General features: G+C 40.1%; 14 protein-coding genes and 3 tRNA genes. 7 read left to right on the plus strand and 10 right to left on the minus strand.

Annotated features, from left to right (window positions below):
• Positions 1 to 1,797: 1,797 nt before the first annotated feature.
• The 3 genes from MSBR3_RS15655 to MSBR3_RS15665 all read left to right on the plus strand — a co-directional run bounded on the left by MSBR3_RS15655 (position 1,798) and on the right by MSBR3_RS15665 (position 2,593).
• Positions 1,798 to 1,869 (plus strand) — tRNA-Gly (locus MSBR3_RS15655).
• A 98-nt stretch (positions 1,870 to 1,967) separates the two neighbouring features.
• A tRNA-Leu gene (locus tag MSBR3_RS15660) sits at positions 1,968 to 2,052 on the plus strand.
• Between the two features lie 223 nt (positions 2,053 to 2,275).
• A complete protein-coding gene (locus tag MSBR3_RS15665; RefSeq protein WP_196296968.1) occupies positions 2,276 to 2,593 on the plus strand; it encodes a DUF2795 domain-containing protein in 318 nt (105 codons plus the stop codon).
• A 424-nt stretch (positions 2,594 to 3,017) separates the two neighbouring features.
• On the opposite strand, the gene MSBR3_RS15670 is transcribed toward MSBR3_RS15665, so the two are convergent.
• The 7 genes from MSBR3_RS15670 to MSBR3_RS15705 form a co-directional block, all read right to left on the minus strand.
• Positions 3,018 to 4,553 carry an MBL fold metallo-hydrolase gene (locus tag MSBR3_RS15670; protein ID WP_048109117.1) on the minus strand — a complete coding sequence of 512 codons (1,536 nt, stop codon included), beginning with the start codon at positions 4,551 to 4,553 and terminating at the stop codon, positions 3,018 to 3,020.
• A 134-nt stretch (positions 4,554 to 4,687) separates the two neighbouring features.
• Positions 4,688 to 5,233, minus strand: a complete 546-nt coding sequence (locus MSBR3_RS15675) for a GIY-YIG nuclease family protein (RefSeq protein WP_080942334.1) — start codon at positions 5,231 to 5,233, stop codon at positions 4,688 to 4,690.
• A 58-nt stretch (positions 5,234 to 5,291) separates the two neighbouring features.
• A complete protein-coding gene (locus MSBR3_RS15680) occupies positions 5,292 to 6,245 on the minus strand; it encodes an ADP-ribosylglycohydrolase family protein (protein WP_230627542.1) in 954 nt (317 codons plus the stop codon).
• Between the two features lie 150 nt (positions 6,246 to 6,395).
• On the minus strand, positions 6,396 to 6,989 hold the full coding sequence (locus MSBR3_RS15685; RefSeq protein WP_048109119.1) for a hypothetical protein: 594 nt from the start codon (positions 6,987 to 6,989) through the stop codon (positions 6,396 to 6,398).
• Between the two features lie 1,234 nt (positions 6,990 to 8,223).
• Positions 8,224 to 8,436, minus strand: a complete 213-nt coding sequence (locus tag MSBR3_RS15695) for a hypothetical protein (RefSeq protein WP_048109121.1) — start codon at positions 8,434 to 8,436, stop codon at positions 8,224 to 8,226.
• Positions 8,437 to 8,448: 12 nt separating this feature from the next.
• Positions 8,449 to 8,661 carry a hypothetical protein gene (locus tag MSBR3_RS15700; RefSeq protein WP_155396837.1) on the minus strand — a complete coding sequence of 71 codons (213 nt, stop codon included), beginning with the start codon at positions 8,659 to 8,661 and terminating at the stop codon, positions 8,449 to 8,451.
• Positions 8,662 to 8,855: 194 nt separating this feature from the next.
• Positions 8,856 to 11,003, minus strand: coding sequence for a PatA/PatG family cyanobactin maturation protease (locus MSBR3_RS15705; protein ID WP_048109123.1), 2,148 nt, complete (start codon positions 11,001 to 11,003; stop codon positions 8,856 to 8,858).
• Positions 11,004 to 11,324: 321 nt separating this feature from the next.
• Between MSBR3_RS15705 and MSBR3_RS15710 the strand changes: the two genes are divergently transcribed.
• The gene (locus MSBR3_RS15710; RefSeq protein WP_048109124.1) at positions 11,325 to 11,894 is read left to right on the plus strand and encodes a hypothetical protein; all 570 of its coding nucleotides are present in this window, start codon (positions 11,325 to 11,327) and stop codon (positions 11,892 to 11,894) included.
• Positions 11,895 to 12,393: 499 nt separating this feature from the next.
• On the opposite strand, the gene MSBR3_RS15715 is transcribed toward MSBR3_RS15710, so the two are convergent.
• A tRNA-Glu gene (locus tag MSBR3_RS15715) sits at positions 12,394 to 12,468 on the minus strand.
• Positions 12,469 to 12,720: 252 nt separating this feature from the next.
• Positions 12,721 to 13,962, minus strand: coding sequence for a proteasome-activating nucleotidase (locus MSBR3_RS15720; protein ID WP_048109125.1), 1,242 nt, complete (start codon positions 13,960 to 13,962; stop codon positions 12,721 to 12,723).
• A 1,024-nt stretch (positions 13,963 to 14,986) separates the two neighbouring features.
• On the opposite strand from MSBR3_RS15720, the gene MSBR3_RS19590 reads away from it, so the two are divergent.
• The 3 genes from MSBR3_RS19590 to MSBR3_RS15735 all read left to right on the plus strand — a co-directional run bounded on the left by MSBR3_RS19590 (position 14,987) and on the right by MSBR3_RS15735 (position 17,455).
• Complete coding sequence (locus MSBR3_RS19590; RefSeq protein WP_080942335.1) at positions 14,987 to 15,232, plus strand: TIGR00304 family membrane protein; 246 nt, start codon at positions 14,987 to 14,989, stop codon at positions 15,230 to 15,232.
• Complete coding sequence (locus MSBR3_RS15730; protein ID WP_048109127.1) at positions 15,214 to 15,594, plus strand: TIGR00304 family membrane protein; 381 nt, start codon at positions 15,214 to 15,216, stop codon at positions 15,592 to 15,594. Before MSBR3_RS19590 ends, MSBR3_RS15730 begins: the two co-directional genes overlap by 19 nt.
• A gap of 586 nt (positions 15,595 to 16,180) precedes the next feature.
• Positions 16,181 to 17,455 carry an adenylosuccinate synthase gene (locus MSBR3_RS15735; RefSeq protein WP_048109128.1) on the plus strand — a complete coding sequence of 425 codons (1,275 nt, stop codon included), beginning with the start codon at positions 16,181 to 16,183 and terminating at the stop codon, positions 17,453 to 17,455.
• 214 nt (positions 17,456 to 17,669) lie between these two features.
• Here the strand turns inward: MSBR3_RS15735 and MSBR3_RS19595 are convergent, their stop codons facing one another.
• Complete coding sequence (locus MSBR3_RS19595; protein WP_080942336.1) at positions 17,670 to 21,971, minus strand: PAS domain S-box protein; 4,302 nt, start codon at positions 21,969 to 21,971, stop codon at positions 17,670 to 17,672.
• Between the last annotated feature and the right edge of the window lie 110 nt (positions 21,972 to 22,081).

Genomic DNA, 22,081 nt, shown 5'->3' on the forward strand with positions numbered 1-22,081 from the left:
CCAATGTTTTCTGGAATTTTATAATTATATTTGGAATTTTACCTTTACCCGATATGAGCTTGAGGATCAGATAGAGTTTAAGCTAGTATAAAATGACTATCCGAGGACTCAATATCGTATAGATGTATAAAGAACACGCCAGACCGCACATGCCAGGACAGACCAGCAGTAAGAAAAAGTGCGAGCAGTATTCTCTTTTGTATTCGTTAAGACTCCGTATAACACGATCATTACATTAACTTTTTGTTAAGCTCGAATATTTATCGGTTACACAACAGCACATGCAAATTATGGGAAACAGATTGACTGAGATTCCAGAATAACGGGCTAGAAGTAAAGAATTTAGGAAATCAAAGAAAAAGCGATAAGATAATAGATTAAAAAAGTAAAGGACAAAACAATAAGATAATAAATTAAAAGAAGTAAAAGACAAAACAATAAGATAATAAATTAAAAATAAAATAAAGGGTAAAAGGTCAGAAAAACTGGATATTTGCCTCAAACAGTACAATATAACAGTGTTTGTTTACCCTGTATCAGGATAAAATTACTAATACATTTAAAACGATACATCCCTCTAAATTTTAAATAATAATATTTAAAAAGAAAGTACAGGAAAAAGGTGTTTTTATTAAAAAAAATTAATAAAAAAATAAGAAGTTCAATAAAAATCCGGTTTTAACAGAGTAATAAAATGTCACTATTGGGGGGTGTATTTTTTACAATATATTCTTAAATATATGTGTAAGAAAAAATCCTCCCTCGCAAATTAAAGGTTGACAATAAGATAAAACTAGCTGTATAAAATTAAGATATATAATTGATAAATGTCATAAATGAGAAATTTGTATACAGGTTCGACAGATTGTATATTAATATCTGGTTTTAACTTCTCTATCGGACAACTTCAAACAAATACCTGTACTTAGCGCGTCAGGTAGTTATAATCAAAAAAATGCATGTATAGGAAAGTTAGTAAAAATTCCTCAAATGCGGAAGCTGATAAAATATAGTAGCGGAAATAAATAAAAAAAGACATAAGTTTCGAGATAATTGACCTGATATGGATGTAAAGTAACATTCCTTATCCAATATTGCATTCTCCAGTAAGTAGAAAAACAACACTTTACCCCAAATCAACTCTCTTAGCTCAGTATCTTAATTAAAGTTCAACTCCCTTGAACATAACTGTTGACCCGAAACCGTTGACCCGAAACCGTTGACCCGAAACCGTTGACCCGAAACCGTTGACCCGAAACCGTTGCGCCGGTTTATCACGCCTATAGGGTTTGGGGGTAAGTTCTAAAACATAAACATCATCTCGTTTTCGATAAAAGATTTTCTGAAAAGGTATGCCGTCAAGCCTTTTTTTGAAAGGCTTGTGATCACACTGTTACTAGGGATTTTTGATCAAACTTTTTTTAAAAAAGTTTGCGCTTAAGCCTTTTTTAAAAAGGCTTGTGATCACGCCTATAGGGTTTGGGGATAAGATTTAAAACTCAACGGTACTAGAGTTTTCGGTCAAGCCTTTTTTGAAAAGGGTTGCGGTCAAACCTTTTTTGAAAAGGGTTGCGGTCAAGCCTTTTCAAAAAAGGCTATAAACAGGCCCGCGACATAATCTAAAACAAAATTTTGAGTAAATCATTCTTCCTGAGCTCATTGAAAATATGGCCTTTCTTGCCATAGTTAGCCCTCTTAAGCGAGAAAGGCTAGCTAAAAGGACTCCGTCCGCAAGAGATGAGACTCTAGCAGCGAAAAGAATATATATCACAAATACCTCTAGATGTGTTGCAGTTTGCGTTGATGGTCTAGCGGCTATGACTTGGGCCTTCCAAGCCCAAAACCCGGGTTCGAATCCCGGTCGGCGCATTTAATCATTTCCTAATAAGAAGATCTGAACTGCTCTTTTTCCTGTTTTATATTTAATTAAAAACATATTAAACGAGATAGTGAAATCAAACATTAGTGCGAGGGTTGCCCAGCCAGGTCAAAGGCGATGGGCTTAGGACCCATTTTCGTAGGAATTCGTGCGTTCGAATCGCACCCCTCGCATCTATTTACTTAACGTTTTCCGAAACTTTTCATACCTGATTTTTACAGTATTTATAAGACAGAGTAATATCACTCTTTATACGACAGAGTAATATCATTCTTGAAAAGAATTTTCAGCTGCAGGAAAGCTACTTTCAAAATATATAACTAAGTATTTATTTATACGATTAATATAATTGTTTAATTTGGGGGTAAATCCATAAAGATGGGGAAGGTGAAAGGTATGAGAGCAAGTACCAGCAGTATGCAGAATATATTATCGAATCTACAGTTTCCGATTAGAAAAGAACAAGTTTTAGAGCATGTCAGAAAACAAAATGTTTCTAAAAATATAATTGAACAGATAGAAATGATTCCTGACGAAGAATACAAGTCCGCTGATTCTCTCATGCAAGCGATAGACGCAGCCAGCCAAATGGTTGGTGAAGGGGGTGGGGGAAAAAGCCAGTCATTTGGTGGAACCGGAGTTGGTAAAACCGGAGAAGGCGGACCCTCACATGGAGGAAGCAGCCAGGGATTCGGAGGGAGAGGAGGAGAGTAAACCAATTCTTTCAGAAGTATCATTGCCAATACTCTTTACAAATTTTTTACGTTAACTTTGGATTACATTAATTTTGGATATTCACATTGGTTTTGGAGATAAAATAGATCGGATTTACCCCCGATCGATTATAATGATTGAGTGTATAAAGTTAGAGAAATCCGAAAGGACCCTTACAGAAAAAAATAACGAAAAATAGATATTTGGGCTGTAAACCTTTGGGCTGTAAACCTTTGGGCTGTAAACCTTTGGGCTGTAAACCTTTGGGCTGTAAACCTTTGGGCTGTAAACCTTTGGGCTGTAAACCTTTGGGCTGTAAACCTTTGGGCTGAAGAGCCCTGGCCTTTTTAATTTTAACTTTTTAAGTGATACTTGATTTAGATTTATTTTGGATTATTTTTATTGAAATTTTCACAAATTTCAGTTAGATATGCATTTTTTGTCCTGCAACATATCTCTCCGAACCCACATATTCGACAAGTTTTCCGTTATCCAGTACGGATATAGAACCGTGTCCACAGCAGATAAGGCATTTTTTGTTTTTCCCGGCGAGCTGTTCATTAATCTTGGAAATGAGGGAAAGAAGGGCCTGTCGTTCTTCTTGCGCAAGTTTGCTGTCAACATTCACTGACGTCATGAGATAATCAGCCAGAACATTATATGCTGTTCTATCAGGGCCCAGGCTTTTGAAATTGATCACTGCATCTTCAGGAAAGAGCAATCCCTCCTCAGGACAAAGATAGAAGACCTCTCCATGCATGTGCCCTCCCATCCCTTCAAGGGCTTCAAATTCCATATCACCGATTCGAAATCGGGAAATAACAGGAAATTCACCCCATTTTTCTATTTTTTCGTTTGAGAGAGGAATTTCGGGAAAGAGAACCGTGTTTGTAGGGGGAGTAAACCTGGAAAAAAGGTTAATTATCTTGGTATAGACCTCTTCCAGAATGCAGTCCTGATGGCTTGACCCATAGGCTCTGCTGGTTTCTCGCGTGATCAAAAAAGTTTCACGGTTGAGATAAGAAGGTGAGGAAAAAAAACCGGCAGCTCCACAATGGTCGGCATCGGCATGAGTAATGTAAATCCTTTTAAGCCGGCTTAAATCTCCAAGCCCGTAGTACTGGAGCATATTCACGATGTCCTGGTAGTAAATTCCATACCCTGTGTCAATCATGACCCTTTCGTAGGGAGTATCAAAAAGATAGATATTTCCCCCGCATGGAGGTTGAAAACAGAAAAGTTCGATATCATCCTTTATTCTGACCCTCTGCACATCGGCATAAAAATTGTTTCCTGAAGTCCGGTTAAGGCAATCCCCGACTTTTAGAATATTCTCAAAAACCTCAATCGGATCTTTCTGAAGGTTTGAGAGTTCCTGAGTAATATGATTAATGTCATGCAGGAACCTCATCAAAAAATCATCTTCAGTAGTCCCTATAAACGACCTGAGCTTCTGGGCAAGCCTGAGATAAAATACCGTATCATCAAGTTTCTCCCCAGTAGTATCATACTCTAAAATGTCTAGCCTGTATCTGGACTTAAGCTGATTCAGGAGGGAATCTGTCGTATTAGGGTTCTCAATGTGAAGACCTACGACAAGCCTTTCAGGATGCTTTCCCCGATCATCAAAATCAAGAAAAGTAATGTTTGATTTCGATGAAGTGATATAGTTCAGGAGGTCAAACAAAGCGCCAGGGCAGTTCGGAAGATAGATATGGAACTTTACGAAAGCCACAGGCTGAAAGGAAGTCTGGAGATAGCCTATTTTCTCCAGTTCTTCACGAATCTTTTCATAAGCCTGCGGAACAGCAGTTACTTCAAAGAAAACTGTATGTGTATCTATCCTGCGGTCATACTGAATCCTGTTAATGTTTCCCTTGTACCGTGTAATAATTTCGGCTGCCCTGTGCAATGCTCCGGGTATATCAGGCATGCAGGCAATAAAAGAGAATTGTTCCATTGGACATCCCCTGATTAAACAACCATATTTTTTTGAGAATATAATAAATCCTACTTTACCTTAAGCTTTCCTGCCATTACCGAGAAAAAGAGATGGAAGAGATAGAGTGAGAATTCCAGCGCAGGAGAAAGAGATTAAAGTTCCAGTACAAGGGCAGAAAGTCCAAGGGCTTCAAAAGCTTCAGTAACCTCTGAAAGAGGATTTTTAATTCTATAAAATAGATGAGAACTGCATGTACAATCCGTGCACCCGAAGCCATACACCGAATCTCCTCCTATTCTACTGGCAAGTGCACACTCAAACCGCTCAGAAGTAAAAGCATAAACTGCTGAAACCAGCCTGAAAGCAGGACTAAGATGAAGATAATCCACATGCCATTTGGGATTTCGGTCTCGTTTCCGGGAAAGATTGATATGCCTCTGTACTCTTTTAAGCCCTCCTGACCCCAGAGCCGATCCCACATAGATATGAAACCCTGGACTGAAAGAGAACTCCCCTTTTTTACCGATCTCAAGCTTGCAGGCACTATTTTCAAATATCAAACAGTAGACACCTTTTCCGGAAAAAAGATCTTTTTCGGAATAATCATTATTTTTAGAATAATCATTGTTTTTAGAATAATTATTTTTTTCAGAGTAAACACTTTTCTCGAGATACCTATTTTTTTCGGAAAAATCCATTTAAAGACCTCAATATAAATTCAAAACTTCAATATAAATTCAAAACCTCAATATAAATTCAAGACCTCAATTTGCTTCCTGAAAGCTGAAAATACTTTTCAAGCAGAGGCTCCACTATTTCCCCTATTTTTTCTTTCTCCTTAAGTGCTTCAGTCCAGGAAACAGGTATCGCATCAATTCCCAGCCTGGCCCCAAGAATGCCTCCTGCTACGCTTGCAACCGAATCAGAGTCTCCGGTTATATTCACTGCGGTCTGTATTGCTTTCTTATAATCGTTCGGATAACGTAATATACAGAAGTATGCCAAAGCAAAAGTCTCATCCGCATACCAGCCCTGTCCGAGTTTCTTCAAACCTTCTTCATCTCCGACGTCACTATAAGCCACTTTATAGGAATTTTCCAGTGCCTGAGTGAATTCCTTAGAGATTCCCTTAGTTACCTCCAGAAGCGGTTCAAACATTTCCCCAGGGTCCACTCCGTCAAGGGCAAGTTTCACTGAGTATGCTCCAGCAATCGATGCAGCTTCTGCAACAGGATGAGAGTGAGTTATTCGGCCTGAAACCTGAGCAACTTTAACCAATTTTATAGGGTCGTTTTGGTAAACAAAACCGAGAATCCCAACTCGCATAAGGCTTCCGCAGGTTTTAGAGCTGATTCCGGATTTGTTCCAGGGAATTCTGTCCTTCAGACTCAGGGCTGCACCTCTTGTAGTCGCTCCTGCACCCAGGTCAGGCTCGTCCAGCCAGAGTACAAGTTCCTCTGCTATCTTGCTCATAAGCTCGGGAAGCTCGAGTTCTGCTCCACGCAGGAGACCTCTGGCGAGAACGAGCATTAGCTGAGTATCATCGGTCCAGGGAGAATCAGGAGTTAACTCAAGAATCCCATGTTCGCCATACTTCTCTTTTATTTGGTCAAGGGTAAGGAGTTCTACAGGGCGGCCGAGAGCATCTGCGCAGGCAGTACCGTAAAGGTAGCCGCGAAGCTTTTTTTCGATATATGAAGTATCTCGCATATTCCTGATCATCGTTGTTTCAGTTCCATAATTCAGATGAGAAATGCAATTATTCATGTATAAATAAACTTACTTATACGGCTCTGAACACGTTGCTGCCCTGAAGCCTTGATCATTTTTTCCATATGCTCTTACGTAGCAACTTACCTACTATCGAGTTTTATCCCTATCTTTCCGGTTGGAAAAACTTGCATTTTCAGCTATTTCGGAAATGTCATTGAGAAGAACCATAATTCCTGACACACACAAAAAAATTCCCATCAAATACGGAACTGTTTGAGCATGTCTCAATATCATTAACCAATAAGGCTGATTGACAGGTATCCACATTACCGGTGCCATGAAGCCGATCAGACATACAAAGGACAGCGTTTCTAAACGAATGAAAAGAGCAGGATATTTTTCGCTACTTACACCATATATAATTGTGGCCACTACTAATAAGCTGGCAGATACTTCCAATGCTAATTGGGAACGATTTTCTAAAAAGTTGAAAAGACTCTCTTCCAATTCCACTTCTCCCACAGAAAGATTACATACTATAATAAGTCCATTTGCCAGCATAAATAGAATGCATAAACAAAACGGTACCCATAATGTTTTAATCACTTTAAGTGATTTCATTGCCCCGCTGCAAATCCAGAGTGAAATCCATGCAAGAATGCCTATCATATAAATAGCGCAAATATTGATATTTTCCATTTTCCCCACCTTTTGCTCATACGAGTTTGCTTCATCTTCCATTCAACTGCCCCTAAAGAAGACATAGTCTAATAAGTCTCAGCTCAGCGCATCTTATTTCAAAGTCTGTCCAGTCTCCGACACTGCGCTTGAAACATAAAATATTATACAGAGTAAGCAATTCTGGCTGATTTTGTCACGATGGATAATAGAAACAGAACCTGGTAGATGAGTCTGGATTGCTGGGATTGATTATGAGAGATAGTCCCCAGTTTTTTGGATTATTGCATTTAATATCTCGTCATAAATGATATTATTTGCCGCATAAACACATATGCCAGTATCAATAGACATACAGCTCATCAGAATGATCGAACCCCACCCCTGTTTTCGCCATGCTGATTTTTTTCAGAACACATTTTAAATGTGTTGGTATAACAATTTTCTCCTTAATTTTAACATATGATACTCTCAGAAAACCGTATTTTGAGATACCAAAAAGTAAGTGTTCGGGAATGGCTTGCAATCAGACAGATTGTAGCTATCCGTTACCTCTAATCAGCCAATTTTATTTTATCTACCAAATAATCAGCAGTGAATATCCATGCTAAAAAGAACGAACTTCTATCGCTCATTCTGCTTGCACGTTGGATCAGTTGCAAGTGCAGTCAACTTTGAGAAGCCGTTTTAGCTAATTCAACGTGCAAGCAATTAGGTAGTCGCTACGTACACACTTAACAAATCTGGAACTTACAACATCGAAACACAAAATCAAGCATTAGAGACCTGGTAATTAAAAAGATGCTTTTATAGCTAAAGGTTGAAAGCATTTTTATTTTATGATCCAACCGTGTAAACTTCACACATCTTAAAGCACAAGTCCCTTGTAGCTCCTCGCAGTTTTTTGCAATTATCCTGGCAATTATCAGATTGACTGATTCCTGTTTCGATTCTTGCTGTGCTGACACTTCTTGCTGTGCTGACATTTCTCACAACAGGTTTTGCCTATATCGGTACGCTTATAACATTTCCTCCTTATTTCTGGTTTTTAATACCTACTATAAATTATAAAGGGATAGCTTGCAACCATAACGATTGCAGCTATCCTATCGCGTTGTTTTTTGAATGTTGTGGCAGTAAGTCCCAATTACATTACACCCGAACAAACTGCTTACACAAACATTCGACATTAAATGCTATGTGGCATTATGATATTGTTAATTAGGCCACACTCGCTTGGAAATGTTCAATTTGACCGATTTTGGCTTCGGTTCCTGTTTCACTATCTTTCTCGTTATTAAAACAGGTGACTTATTAGCCCGCCTACTCCCGGAATCATACCTGTTAAACCGCCTGCCACTGGACATGCTGCCAGGCAGACTTTCTTTGCAGTGTCATTTGGAATAAGGTTACAACCCGTTTCGCAAAGACCGGATTGACAGAGTCCAGACTCAATCTTTGCCATACTGGTATTTCTTATAACAGGTTTTGCTTGTTTTGGCACTCTCATAACATTTCCTCCTTATAGTATGCCGCCCAATAGTCCGCCGAACACCGGAATTTTGCTTGCTAAACTGCCTGCCACTGGACATGCTGCCAGGCAGACTTTCTTTGCAGTGTCATTTGGAATCAGGTTACAACCCGTTTCACAAAGACCGGATTGACAGAGTCCGGCCTCTATTTTCGCTGTGCTGACATTTCTTACAACAGGTTTTGCTTGTTTTGGTAATTTCATAATAACTTCTCCATATATCTCTTTGTTCATTTCCCGTAATGGGAGCTATTCTGTCACCACACAGGTGACAATTTGAAACAAATTACCCATGCTTATTATCACCATCCTCGTCATAGTGACAAAGATTGTGAACATAGAGTGGGTGCCACCCTAGGTGACGAAATCCTAGGGTGGCAAGTCAAAATAATTCAGTCTTAGTACACATACCAAGACCGTACTTCTCCAACCGTAACAGGCACCACGTCACTCACATCGATGGTATAACGAAACACCCTTCTGGCTTCTGTTTCACGTTTTTTAGGATTGAAGAACGTCAGCTTTACATCCCAACAATCAGAATCAGGCCGGCAGACAGGGCTTCGTTCAGTCTCAATTTTATCCAGCACCTGATCATTCAGAATTACTTCACTAAAAACGATCAACGCCTGGTATGCATTTGTCCCAGCAAAGTTCATTGCCCTATCTGATGAAACCCGACCCAGATTCATACACTCGTAATAAACCCGATCCAAAAAGTCAGAAATTTCTCTTTTTACTTCCTCCGTATTGACATTCTCAGACTCCAGACTCTTTAATATTTGACTTATCAGTTCTTCTTTATTCCAACCGTACATTCCCCGCATTTCCGGTATAATAACTGGAACTATCTGGCCCGAAAGGAGCTTTATATTTCCGTCAATGACTCCTGGAATCGAAACCCTCTCAATATTTATGTTTTCATCGATTTCTTTATAATCCCGCAGAAATTCGAATAATTGCTTGTATGTTGCCGAGGCAAAACTGCCTATAGGGCGGATTGCATAAGCAGGGGTACCTTCAATATCGAGAGTCCATATAAGTGATTCAGAATACTCGGGATTTGTCTTCAAGAGTTTCAACAGTTTAGTCTCAAATGGGACTGGCGGTTTTCCAGGCTCATCTGACTCTACACTCTGGATAAAAGCATCTCGTCGCGCTTCACTCCCGAAGTCGTAACCAGGTGTGCCAAGAGCATATACGAGGGACTGCCTGCTCGCAGATCTCGTAAGAGGGGCTTGCGCAGGTATGACAGACTGCGTAACTGCCTCATGGTCTGTCATCGTTGATTCTGCTGACTGTACTTCAGCTGCAAGAATCTGGGACACAGTAACACCATTTGTCTGCTCGTTAATTTCGTTCGTTTCTTCCATCTTCTTTTTTGGACAACCGCATGTTCCTTCTATATGTTCAGTCATATTATTCTCCTGTATCTGATTTTTCATCTGTTTATATTTCTTATCTATCGATTGTAGCTCAATAGAATCAGGATTTTCCAGAGCTTTCATCGCGGCCAAGATAGAACTTTGAGTAGAGGTCGCTGCTATCTCTGGACTAAGTGTTGTAAATTCCGCATTCTGCACGCCAAGAAAGGAAAGTTTTTTAGGAATTCCCACCAGCTCTTTGCTTACATTCCCCCTAACTTGTTGCGCCAAACTATTACGGTCAGTCACAACCTGCTGTTTTTTTGTGACAAGGTTATATGCTCCTCCAATGTTGAGACGGCCCTTTAGATAGCGAGAACAGTCTAAACCTTTGGAAGGGAAACAGGGGTGAACACTCTGAAGAATTGCTTCCTTCACAGCATGGGGATCAGGTTTTTCTCCCCTTTGTATCTGGATGCTCAATAACAAAGCAACAATACCAGAAACGATAGGAGTGGCAAAGCTGGTACCACTTCTGGTAGTGACACCCCCGCCAGGCACAGCTCCCAGTAATTTATCACCAAGTGCGAGAATACCATTATTTTGGTATGCCTGCCCCCAATTACTAAAATCGAGTGGCAGTCCCTGGGCATCCATTGCCCCTACCGCAAGGGTCGAGGAAATAGAGGCTGGCACATGGAGACATTGACATCCGTCATTTCCCGCAGCTGCGACGATTAAAACATTGTTTTCAGCGCAGAAACGAACAGCCTTATCAAGTAGAGGGTGAGGTTCACTGGAGGAAACCAGTTCACCGCCACTGATGTTTATGACATGTGCTCCTTGTTCAACGGCTTGTATGATGGCGTGAGCGAGATCAATTTGCGAACAGGGACTAATTGAATCATTAGGCCTATCCGCAAAAACAGGAATAATGAGTCCACGACAGCCTGGAGAAATACCGTGGATCGGACCATCACGCTGGCCAAAAATTAAGCTGGCAATGTGAGTTCCGTGATGTGCAGCTGGTCCATTCTCGGCAACGCCTGAAACTAAAGTTTCTAACTGGGTTATTTTAGCTTTGTCGAAACATGGATGAGTTAGGTCGACCGGACCATCAAGGACTGCAATGCAAATACTGGCATCCCCTTTAATCTGCTCCATAAACTCTGTTGCCTTCATGATAAACACCAAAAATTTTACATCCACTGTTGTAATTTCACAGCAATTTTTTACTGTGAATTAAGCTAGAATAGAATACACAGGCAAAAATAGGTAATCCAGATAACGTATGTGCATAGTGCGCATAATTCGTAAGATACCGGCTGAAAAATGTACAAGTTCAGTCTCACTGTAAGTGTTTATTGGAAACTGAGCTAAAATAAAATACTCACAGAAAAATAAGTTATCCAGATAATGTGTGCACAACGTGTGCATATATATTATATCCGTATTGAAATATTAAAGAATTAAATAAGATGTCTGGAATTCGGGTGAAAGATTTTGAAAACACACCGAATTTCTACTACAATCTCACAGAAACACTGGGAATTATTAAAAAAGCAAGCTGAAAAATATGAAACACAGCAAAGAGCTTTAGAACTCGCATTGGAAAGTCTGGAAAACAGCTCAAGGCAGATTCCGGAATTAACCTTGGAAGAGAAGTATTGGATGCGCCTCAGACGGGCAAGATCATTGGTCATCATTGAAAAAACTACCTTTAAAACGCTAACAGAGACCGCAAATATCGAACTGTTAAGTGAACTTTTTATCCGAAATAAAATCATGGAATACACGATAGAACTTTACTTTCAGAAGTCTTTTGAAGAATGTAGTCTAAAAGAAGTTGTAAATGGACTGGTTGTCAACCTTAAGATAACTAAACTGGTTGATACTATAGATTACACAGATTGCAGCAGCCATTATAAACTGATAATAACCCATGATCTTGGCTTTACTTTCGCCAAAATGCTTTCAACATGGATTGACAATATGTTTAAAACCTATGGAGTCAGGGTAGAAAGCATAGTTTCTGTAAAGACTATTTTCATAAAAATATTAAAAACAAATTAGTTAATATTCCTACTCTATCTATGAGCTCATCCCAAAACCAATTTCATTTCCAAATCTATTATACCATTTTCATATTTAGAAATTAGAGCAATTATTCAAAATTCAAGGTTTTGGGATAGGCTCTATCTGTAATCAATTCATGACTTGCTATTTTTTGAGAGCAAGCTTATCCCATAATTCAAAATAGCTTTTCCAAATATCGAATAAAGAATGATCAATGAATTTCATATCACGGAAAAAGAATTCTGAAACTTTTATCTATGAGCTCGTCCTAAAACCAAATTATACTTAGAAGTAATAAAATTTCAGAACTATTCCCATGTTTGAAAACTTAACTTGCTCTCTGGAATTTAAGATTCAGAGATGAAGTTTAGATTCTTGGGATTAGCTCTATTTGAAAATAGAAATACCTTTGGAACAAGCCCAGAAACTGCAAAACAAAGTATACCGTTAAAAAGGACACTATTATGAAAAAAGTTGTAAAAAAAGCTGTAAAAAATGCTCCGATGGGGATTTGAACCCCAGTCGCAGGAGTGAGAGTCCTGAATGATTGGCCGAGCTACACTATCGGAGCAGCTTGTTATCTAGTTATGCTTTGCCTCTCAGGCAGCATATCTTCAAGTAATTTATAAAATATAAATCTTTCGTCTGATTTTTAAAAAAATGGAAGAACTGCCGGAAGAGTGTTGTCAATCCGGCAAGCTTAGGAAAAAATTCCTTAACCTTTTCTTTTTCCCATAAGCTTGTTTTTAACTTGAAGAACAATCCTGTTCCAGTTCCTCATTTAACTACCGATTTAACTGTAGATTTGGCTGTCAGGACAGCTTTATACGAACATAGCCTGGGGAATTGTGGGCTCCTCAGTGTTTACGACCTTTTCGTGTGCTTTCAGGAAGTCGGCCATTGTAATCTGCTTACCGCGCCTGCGCAGTACAAAAATTCCGGCTTCTTTGACGATAACACTGATTTCTGCTCCGCTCATACCTGTCATGACTTTTGCCAGCTTCTCAAAGTCCACATCATCTGCAAGGTTCATCTTGCGAGTGTGAATTTTAAGAATTTCAGCCCTTCCTTTCTCATCAGGAAGCGGGACTTCGATAGACCGATCAAACCTGCCAGGCCTGAGGAGAGCAGGATCAAGCAGGTCAATCCTGTTGGTTGCAGCAACGACCTTTACATTGCCTTTTGGATCAAAACCGTCCATTTCCGCAAGTAGTTGAAGCATAGTCCTGTTGACCTCAGCCGAACCGCTTGTTCCGTCATAGGTCCTCATGCTGCCGACAGCATCGATTTCGTCTATGAAGAGAATGCTTGGGGACTTATCTCTAGCAAGTTGGAAAATATCTTTTACAAGCCTTGAGCCTTCACCCACGAATTTCTGAACCAGGTCAGATCCTGACATTCGAATGAAGGTTGCTTTTGCATGAGAAGCTATAGCCTTTGCAATAAGGGTCTTACCCGTGCCTGGAGCTCCGTGGAGCAGGACACCTGAAGGGGGTTCGATTCCGATATCTTCGAAAAGTTCGGGCTCAGTAAGTGGCAGTTCAACACTTTCCCGGACTTCCTGAAGCACATCACTCAGCCCACCAATCATGCTGTAGTCCACTCCTGGAGAGTTAATGAGTTCCATTACCTGAGCCCGTACATCGGCTGCCCTGCTGACTACGGAGATAATTGAATATGCCCCGTTTACCGCAACTCTCATGCCGGGTTCAATCTTTCCGATGCACTCTTCAGGAATCTGGGTAAGAACCTCCTGGTTATTTCCGTGCTGTCTTATAAGTGCGATTTCTCCGTTTACCTCAAGAATAGTTGCAATAAAGAGAGGAGGCTCGGTAAGCTGTTCCAGATGAGCTTTTAATTTATTAATTTCCTGAAGGTGCCTGCCTGTTGCCACACTCGCTTCAAGGAGCCGAGCCTTCATGTTCTCGTTCTGGACTCTCATGATTTCTATTTCGGTTAAGAGAGATCTCACATCTTCAGTATTGATCTTCCCGCTCTCTAGCTGGAATTCTACCCTTGTTTTGATATCTTCCAGAGAAGATCTTATTGAACTGTCTTCTGACACTTGAAACCACCTTTTTTATCGCGTGAAATTAAATTTATACAGTCTCTTTATAAAGTCTCTATATGATCTAATGGTTAGTTCACTCAGGAATTGTTGATTTACAATAAATTGATCTGAAGATCAACTGACCTGCTGGATCTTATAGTGCAGGTCCATGAAAGTTAACTGGTCATGACCAATAGTGACCCAGTCCAGCTACTCGTTTAAGCTTTAAGCATTATTTTTCGGAGAGACTATTTACCTATATAGTTTATCTCAGGATGATCATGTTTTGTCCTGGCTTTTACAAGAATTAAAGCAAGAAGCAAAGCCTGGGAAACTGGGAAATCAAGAATTCGCTTCATAAAATCTCCCGTTATACTATGATTCACAATGATCAAAGGGTGAAATGGCATTTAAAAGGTACTCTTACTTTTCAAAGTGAATGTTAAAATGTTTGAAATTAAATATATACATAAATATAAAAAGGGTATATATAAGTTCCTGCAAGACCTGTAACCACTTTTATATCCCGACTGCCTGTATAATAACATCCCGATTAAGGACCTATTCAATTCTTTAATTAAATTGCTTTCGGACACTCACTTGAGATTTGTCAATATTTGTATTTTATTTAGTCTTCATATTTCTTTTTTCTATATTATACATGCTGTCGCATTTCCAGATTCCAGTAAACTATTCAGGAAAGTAGTCAGGCAGAAAACTTAGAAAAAACTAAGCTTCTAACTTAACTTTTCAAATTAACTCTTCAACTATATTATTTATTTTAGCTCTTTAAGTTAGATCTTTAAGTTAGATCTTTAAGTTAGATCCTTAATAGTCTTTAAGTTAGATCTTTAAGTCAGATTTTTAACTAGCTCTAATCCTTACTGAGAAGGACCAGGATATAACCATTTTCCCAACTTGAGAGAAAAAACTTACAGGAAAATGACATTCTCTTTGCAAAACCTTTAAGAACGAACAAACTACGGATCCAAAAAGTTAGAGAGATATATTTAATAATAAAAGCACTATATCATTCCACATGCGTACATCTCAGGATTTTCTAAGAGTAGGCACAACAGTCATATTTATTGGTTTCATTATATTATTACTGGGCACAGTTCTTGCCATTATACAGCATCCTGCAAATAGCCAGATCGGCGGACTGATAATGATCGGTCCAATCCCGATAGTTTTTGGCTCATCTCCTGAAATAACAACAAATATGCTGGGACTTGGATTAATAATCTCCATACTCTATTTGTTCCTATGGAAAACAAAACGTTGACTGATGGAAGCATGCTTTTTTCAATTGGAATTCTCACAATACTTATAGGGTTTCTGCTAATTATGATTGGCATAGCCTTAAGCCTGTACCAGGAATCCAGGTCAACGCAGAGCTACTCAAACAAAACATACACATCCGGAAGAGAACCCCATTTTGAGCGCACTTCAAACTCTGAGAGCCCTCTCCATGAAAATCCCTCCGAAAAAAAAGTCGAATCCGAAATCAAAACAGGAGGAGTAATCATGCTCGGCCCGATCCCAATTATATTCGGAAGCGATAAAGAAAGTGCAAAAACCGCTGCAATCCTTGCAATAATACTCATGCTTCTCAGCCTGTTTATCCTCAGATCCTCCTTCTTCTAAATCTTACTGCCTTCTTTCCTATCAGGTCGCAATCCAACGTTTTTAAATAGCTTGCGTTGAACTGCTTGATCACGCAGGAAAGGACCTTTAGTCAAGCTTTCCGTCGAAAAGGAGCGATTAAACACTATTAAAAAGACTTGCGCTACATAACCCAGGACAACTCTGGTTAACCAGCCCTCCTAAGTGCGTAGACAATGCAATATTTCTTACATATAAGTCAAATTTCTTGACTCAGTCTAGTATTTTCATTATAATTCAGCCCTCTTGAGCGAGCGAAGTGAGCGAAACGGAACCGTCCTCCCGAGACGGGACTCGGGTGACGGAACGCGGGAAGTGAAACTTCTTTGTTCATAAATTAATCCGCTTGAGCGAGCGAAGTGAGCGAAACGGAACCGTCCTCCCGAGACGGGACTCGGGTGACGGAACGCGGGAAGTGAAACTTCTTTGTTCATAAATTAATCCGCTTGAGCGAGCGAAGTGAGCGAAACGGAACCGTCCTCCCGAGACGGGACTCGGGTGACGGAACGCGGGTGACGGAACGCGGGAAACAAAAAGTTATTAATAGTTAAGCTCGAATCAGGGCTTTATGTTTACGATAATCACAGGTGCGCAGTTCGGTGACGAGGGAAAAGGCAAAATTGTTGACCTTCTGGCGAAAGATTACGACATTGTTGCCCGCTTCCAGGGAGGGAACAACGCAGGCCATACAGTCAGAGTAGGAGACGAGGTTTACAAATTACACCTTATCCCTTCAGGTATTTTACTTAATGCCAGAGTTCTTATCGGGCCTGGGGTTGTCCTGAATCCTGAGGTTCTTGCCGAAGAAATCGCGATGTTTGAAAAACACGGTATAAAGGTAGATTCCAAAAAGCTTGGAGTCGATGCGAAGACCAGCATCATCATGCCTTACCACATTGAAATGGACGGACTAAGGGAAGAATCAAGGGTAGAAAAAATAGGAACCACAAAACGCGGAATAGGCTATGCTTATATTGATAAAGTAGCAAGGGACGAATTCCGCATGGCTGAGCTTGTAGATCAGGAACGTTTTCTTGCAAGACTTGAGGAACTTGCCCCTCAGAAGGAAAAGGAAATAGTAGCACTGGGGGGAGATCCAAAAGTAGTCAGAGATCCTATACTAATCGAAAGATACCTTGAACTGGGCAAACAGTTTGCCCCTTATATAACAGACGTCTCCAGGGAAATCAACAAAGCTCTTGATGAAGGAAAACATGTAATGGCTGAAGCTGCCCAGGGCACACATCTTGATGTTATACATGGAACCCAGAAATTCGTAACTTCTTCTTCTACAGTTGCAGGCTCTGCCTGTGCCAACCTTGGAGTTGGTCCTACAAGAGTAAACAACGTAATCGCTATAGTAAAAGCTTATATCACCAGAGTCGGTGAAGGCCCGCTTCCTACAGAACTTACAGGAGAACTCGGGGAAAAACTACAGAAAGCCGGAGGAGAATTTGGAACTGTTACCGGCAGGGGCAGAAGGTGCGGATGGTTCGACCTGCCACTACTGAAAAAAGCCATTGCTCTTAACGGATATACCGAGATTTCCCTGACCAAACTGGACGTACTCTCAGGCCTTAACCCTATCAGGATTTGTACTGGCTATACTTTCAAGGGAGAAAATCTGGATTATCCTCCTGAACTTACAGAAGATCTTGCCGAGTGCATGCCTGTTTACGAAGACCTTCCTGGGTGGAAAAACGACCTCACAGAAGTAAAAGCCTTCGAGGAACTTCCGGAAAATGCCAGAAATTATGTCAAAAGACTGGAAGAACTGATGAAAGTACCGGTTAACTATATTTCAGTAGGTCCGGGAAGGGAACAAACCTTTAAAAAAGAGTGATTCTACTTAGTAGACCTACAATGATAATTGCCGAAAAAGTGTGTTAATAACGATGTGGATATGTGATTAACGCACATATCCAATTGTATTTACAACCCATATGTTACTAGATTACAACCTAATTACTACCAAATGTTTTATCCACTTTCCTGCAATTTCATTATAACCCTAGTTATTACCAGATGTTTTATCCACTTAAGCCTACTTGAGCCGATTATCTTCTATCTATTACTGTAAATCTCATAATGAACTCTGTACCATTGTTATTTTTCAGTTCAAACTTCCCATCTAACTGATCTGCGAGAGTAGTTATCAGCTGTATACCAAGACTATCAACATTTTTAATATTAAGATTTTCAGGAATGCCTACACCATTGTCTGAAACAATCAGAATAAAACTGGTAGCCTTATCGTCTTTCTTTTTATGCTTACCGTTTTTCTCTCTATGTAGTTTAATTTGTATTTCTCCTTTGTCTTTGCCGGGAAATGCATGTTTGAGAGAATTGGAAACAAGCTCATTGACAATTATTCCTAAAGGAACACCAGTATCCATATTAAGAAACACATTTTCTTCCAGATCCATTGAGAGGTGGATGTTTTTACTTTTAAGGCTGTAAGTCTGAAAAAGATTTTCAGCTAATTCTCTGATATACGTCGAAAAATCTAACGTATCGGTTCCCTCTCCTTTATAAAGTTCCTCATGGATGAGAGCCATAGATATAACCCGGTTCTGGCTTTCCCTGAAAGCCTCGATAACTCTTGGGTTGTCAAATTTGTCAGCCTGAAGGTCAAGAAGGGAAGAGATTACCTGCAAATTATTCTTAATCCGATGGTGAATTTCCTTTTTACGGGCAGTCTCGAAATTTTCTAAGGCTTCTTCTGCCTTTTTCTTCTCGGTAATGTCAAGAACAAAGGCTATGCCCTCATTACGCGCCTGATCGAAGGTAGCTACCCCAACAATAACAGGCACATGCGAACCGTCCTTGCGGATGTATTCCTTCTCCTGGGGTTCTTTTTCGCCAATAGTTTTCAGTTCAGCAAGGGTTCGTTCATTAAGGTAACAGTACTGCTGCGGGGTCATTTTGTTCCAGTTAACTTTTCCAGCCTGCAGGTCCTCTCGAGTGTAACCGACTATCTCAAGTAACTTGTCATTAGCATCGGTAATCGAACCGTCCAGATTAAAATAGTACACACCGAGCATATCTGACTCATAAAACTGGCGCAGACGTGCTTCACTTTCACGCAGCGCTTCTTCCGCCTTTATACGCTCAGTGACATCTCTTACAATACCTGAGATAGCCACAAGCTTTCCAGAAGTATCAAAAATAGGAGAAAGAGTAACTGAAATATTTATTATAGTGCCGTCCTTTTTTAACCTTGTACTTTCGTAGTGCTGGACCTTTTTTCCCTGTTTAATTTTTTCAGAAAACTGCTTAATTTCCCCTTTGATATTTTCTGGTTCAAGTATTGATATGTCTTCTCCAAGAATTTCTTCGGCTGAATAACCATAAATCTGCTCCGCTGCCTTATTCCAGCTGGTAATAACACCGTTGAGGGACAGAGTTACAATAGCATCATTTGACGATTCCATAGCGTTTGCCAGTATCTGGAGTTTTTCTTCTGATCTTTTACGTTCTGTAATATCCTGAATTATTCCTTTCACTCGAACACTAGTGTCTTTTTCATCAAAAGCAGTTTCAGATTGCATATAGACCGTACGCTCTTCCTCATTAGCCAGGATAATTCTGTACTCAACACTGTGAGTTTTCTCGCCTACGGCTGCTTTTTTCTTAAGAACACTATCTACATAGTCCCGGTCATCTGGGTGTATATAACTCAAAAATTCATCATAAGATGGTGCTAATTCTTGAGGGGCACGTTTGAAAATACGATACATTTCCTCAGACCAGTATGCTTTATCAGTCTCAGTATCCCATTCCCAGTTCCCAATATGAGCCATTTCTTGAGCTTCAGCCAGTCCTTTTTCACTTTCTTTCAATGAGACGTAAGCTTTCTCAAGCTCTGCTGTACGCTCTTCAACTAGTTTTTCTAAATTTTCATGTGCCTTTTTTAAAGCTTCTTCGGCCAGTTTGCGCTCGGTAATGTCACGTGCAGCAGCAAAGACACCGATAACCTTGCCATTTTCATCTCTATAAACCGAAGCATTGTACAAAACCGGAGTTATATGTCCGTCCTTATGTCGAATCTCCAGAGGATAATCACGAACTTCACTATCTTTGAACACCTGCTGATAGCCTGCACGGGCTTTCTCAGGCTCAGTAAAGTAATCTGAAAAATCGGTTCCAATCAAGTCATTTCTGGAATATCCGGTAACCTGTTCTGTAGCATTGTTTACATCGGTAATTTTACCATCACGCCCAATAGTTACCAGAGGGTCAAGGCTGGCTTCAATCAGACTGCGATTATAAAGATTTGACAATCTAATAACTTCTTCTGCTTTTTTGCGCTCAGTAATATCTCTCGTGATAGTAGAGATAGCCACAAGCTTTCCAGACGTGTCAAAAACAGGAGAAAGAGTAACTGAAATATTTATTATTGTTCTATCCTTTTTCATCCGTAAAGTTTCATAGTGCTGAACCCTTTCTCCATGTTTAATCTTCTCAATTAAGTTCTTTATTTCTCCTTTAGTATTGTCCGGTTCAAGCATTGATACGTTTTTTCCCAGGACCTCCTCGGCCAAATACCCATAGAGTTTCTCTGCTCCCTTATTCCAACTAATAATAACTCCATCAAGGGACTTGGTTAGAATTGCATCATCAGATGACTCCACAGCATTTGCTAGTGTCTGAATTATCTCTTCTGCCTTTTTAATCGCAGTAATGTCACGTGCAGCAGCAAAGACACCGATAACCTTGCCATTCTCATCTCTATAAACCGAAGCATTGTACAAAACCGGAGTTATATGTCCGTCCTTATGTCGAATCTCCAGAGGATAATCACGAACTTCACTATCTTTGAACACCTGCTGATAGCCTGCACGGGCTTTCTCAGGCTCGGTAAAATAATCTGAAAAATCGGTTCCGATCAAATCATTTCTGGAATATCCGGTAACCTGTTCAGTAGCACCATTTACGTCAGTAATCTTCCCATCACGCCCAATAGTAACTAAAGGGTCCAGACTGGCTTCGATGAGGCTACGATTATAGATATTTGATACTCTGAGAGCTTCTTCTACTTTTTTACGTTCGGTAATGTCTATGAATGCAGAAATGGATCCACGTAGATTCCCCTGCTCGTCACGCAAAGGTCTTGCATTGCCCAGTACATGTCGTATCCTACCTTCAGCAGATACGATGTCCAGCTCGCAGTCGTTTATTTCTATGCCTGTAGCTGACAATTGCGACGGCATTTCTTCAGGTTGGAGCTCAACTCCATCCTTGAGTAATTTAAACATCTCAGGCTTCTCTCCTTCAGGAGCGGATTTGGAAAAGTTTGTACCTACAGGAATTCGTAGCCATTCGTAGGAGAGCCTGTTACCAGTTATCTGAAACGCCTGAGGATCATGTGCTATATATACGGCAACAGGCACGGCATCCAATAATACTTCCAGTTCCTCTGAACGAGCCCGCTCACGTTTTTCACTCTCTTGCAGCGCATCTAAAACTGCATCACGTTCGGCAAGTGATTGAGATAATTTGATATTGCTGTAGCTTAGTTGTGAAATCATATTAGCAAAGGTCATGAAAAAAGTCATACTCGTATTCACAGCTTCCTTGCTAAGCCGAGGAACTTTGTCAAGCGCCTCTAGATATTCCTCCTCATTGAAACCATATTTTCTAGCTTGAGATCGAAAAAGCTCATAGTTCAGAGGTTCATCTTCAAAAAAGAAGTGTCCTGAGAAGATATTGCCGACATGCTGCCCTTCTACCATAACCGGAGTAACTACATCCCACATATTGTTCTTACACTTGTAAAGCTTATATCCTCCCGGAGCAACACCCGCAGTTAGATTTATGTCACTTTCTATACAGTGCTTGCAGGCTTCAGGACTAATTCTATGGAACCTTGTGCAGATATCCTGCCATCCAACACTTACCAGAACGTTACCTTTCAAATCGGTTAAGCCCATGGGAATATGAGCAAGCGTATAAAAGTCACTCATAAGAGACTGGACCGCTTTAGCATCAATAATCCTGGCAAGCTCCAGATTCGCCTTTTCTTGAGTCTCACCTTCCTGAGGTTTTCCCTCAAGCTTTTTACGACCACTTATGTCAAATCCGTAGACATTTACGCATTCTTGTTCAGGAGAGAGATGAAAAACAATAAAGTATACTTTTTTACCCAGGGTAACCTCTATTTTTTCGATGTTTTTCCGAGAAATTGTTCTTTGAACAAAAATTTCGAGATATGGAGGCACTTTTTCTCCAACTCTCACACCCCAATCATACAGTAAAGGCTCCCCCGCCTTATTGGAATAAAGAACAACACCATCCTTTGCTACACTGAGCACAGGGTTCGAATTTATTGCTGGGAATTGATCCATTTTAGCTGTCATTATCCCTTTAGTCTCCCTCTCTTAGGCGACAAAACACCTAACATTCAATAGTTATTTACAGGTTATTTCTAACTATCATACTATTATTTATTTCTTTTTACATATAATAA

Origin of the sequence: Methanosarcina barkeri 3, assembly GCF_000970305.1 — an archaeon.
Lineage (GTDB): Archaea > Halobacteriota > Methanosarcinia > Methanosarcinales > Methanosarcinaceae > Methanosarcina > Methanosarcina barkeri_A.

Excerpts from the sequence above, each read along its gene's own strand:
- MSBR3_RS19595 (WP_080942336.1), bottom strand. The coding sequence starts at position 21,971 with ATGACAGCTAAAATGGATCAATTCCCAGCAATAAATTCGAACCCTGTG.
- MSBR3_RS15670 (WP_048109117.1), bottom strand. The coding sequence starts at position 4,553 with ATGGAACAATTCTCTTTTATTGCCTGCATGCCTGATATACCCGGAGCA.
- MSBR3_RS15695 (WP_048109121.1), bottom strand. The coding sequence starts at position 8,436 with ATGAGAGTGCCAAAACAAGCAAAACCTGTTATAAGAAATACCAGTATG.
- MSBR3_RS19590 (WP_080942335.1), top strand. The coding sequence starts at position 14,987 with ATGCGTACATCTCAGGATTTTCTAAGAGTAGGCACAACAGTCATATTT.
- MSBR3_RS15685 (WP_048109119.1), bottom strand. The coding sequence starts at position 6,989 with ATGGAAGATGAAGCAAACTCGTATGAGCAAAAGGTGGGGAAAATGGAA.
- MSBR3_RS15730 (WP_048109127.1), top strand. The coding sequence starts at position 15,214 with ATGGAAAACAAAACGTTGACTGATGGAAGCATGCTTTTTTCAATTGGA.
- MSBR3_RS15680 (WP_230627542.1), bottom strand. The coding sequence starts at position 6,245 with ATGCGAGATACTTCATATATCGAAAAAAAGCTTCGCGGCTACCTTTAC.
- MSBR3_RS15735 (WP_048109128.1), top strand. The coding sequence starts at position 16,181 with ATGTTTACGATAATCACAGGTGCGCAGTTCGGTGACGAGGGAAAAGGC.
- MSBR3_RS15665 (WP_196296968.1), top strand. The coding sequence starts at position 2,276 with ATGAGAGCAAGTACCAGCAGTATGCAGAATATATTATCGAATCTACAG.
- MSBR3_RS15705 (WP_048109123.1), bottom strand. The coding sequence starts at position 11,003 with ATGAAGGCAACAGAGTTTATGGAGCAGATTAAAGGGGATGCCAGTATT.
- MSBR3_RS15700 (WP_155396837.1), bottom strand. The coding sequence starts at position 8,661 with ATGAAATTACCAAAACAAGCAAAACCTGTTGTAAGAAATGTCAGCACA.
- MSBR3_RS15675 (WP_080942334.1), bottom strand. The coding sequence starts at position 5,233 with ATGGATTTTTCCGAAAAAAATAGGTATCTCGAGAAAAGTGTTTACTCT.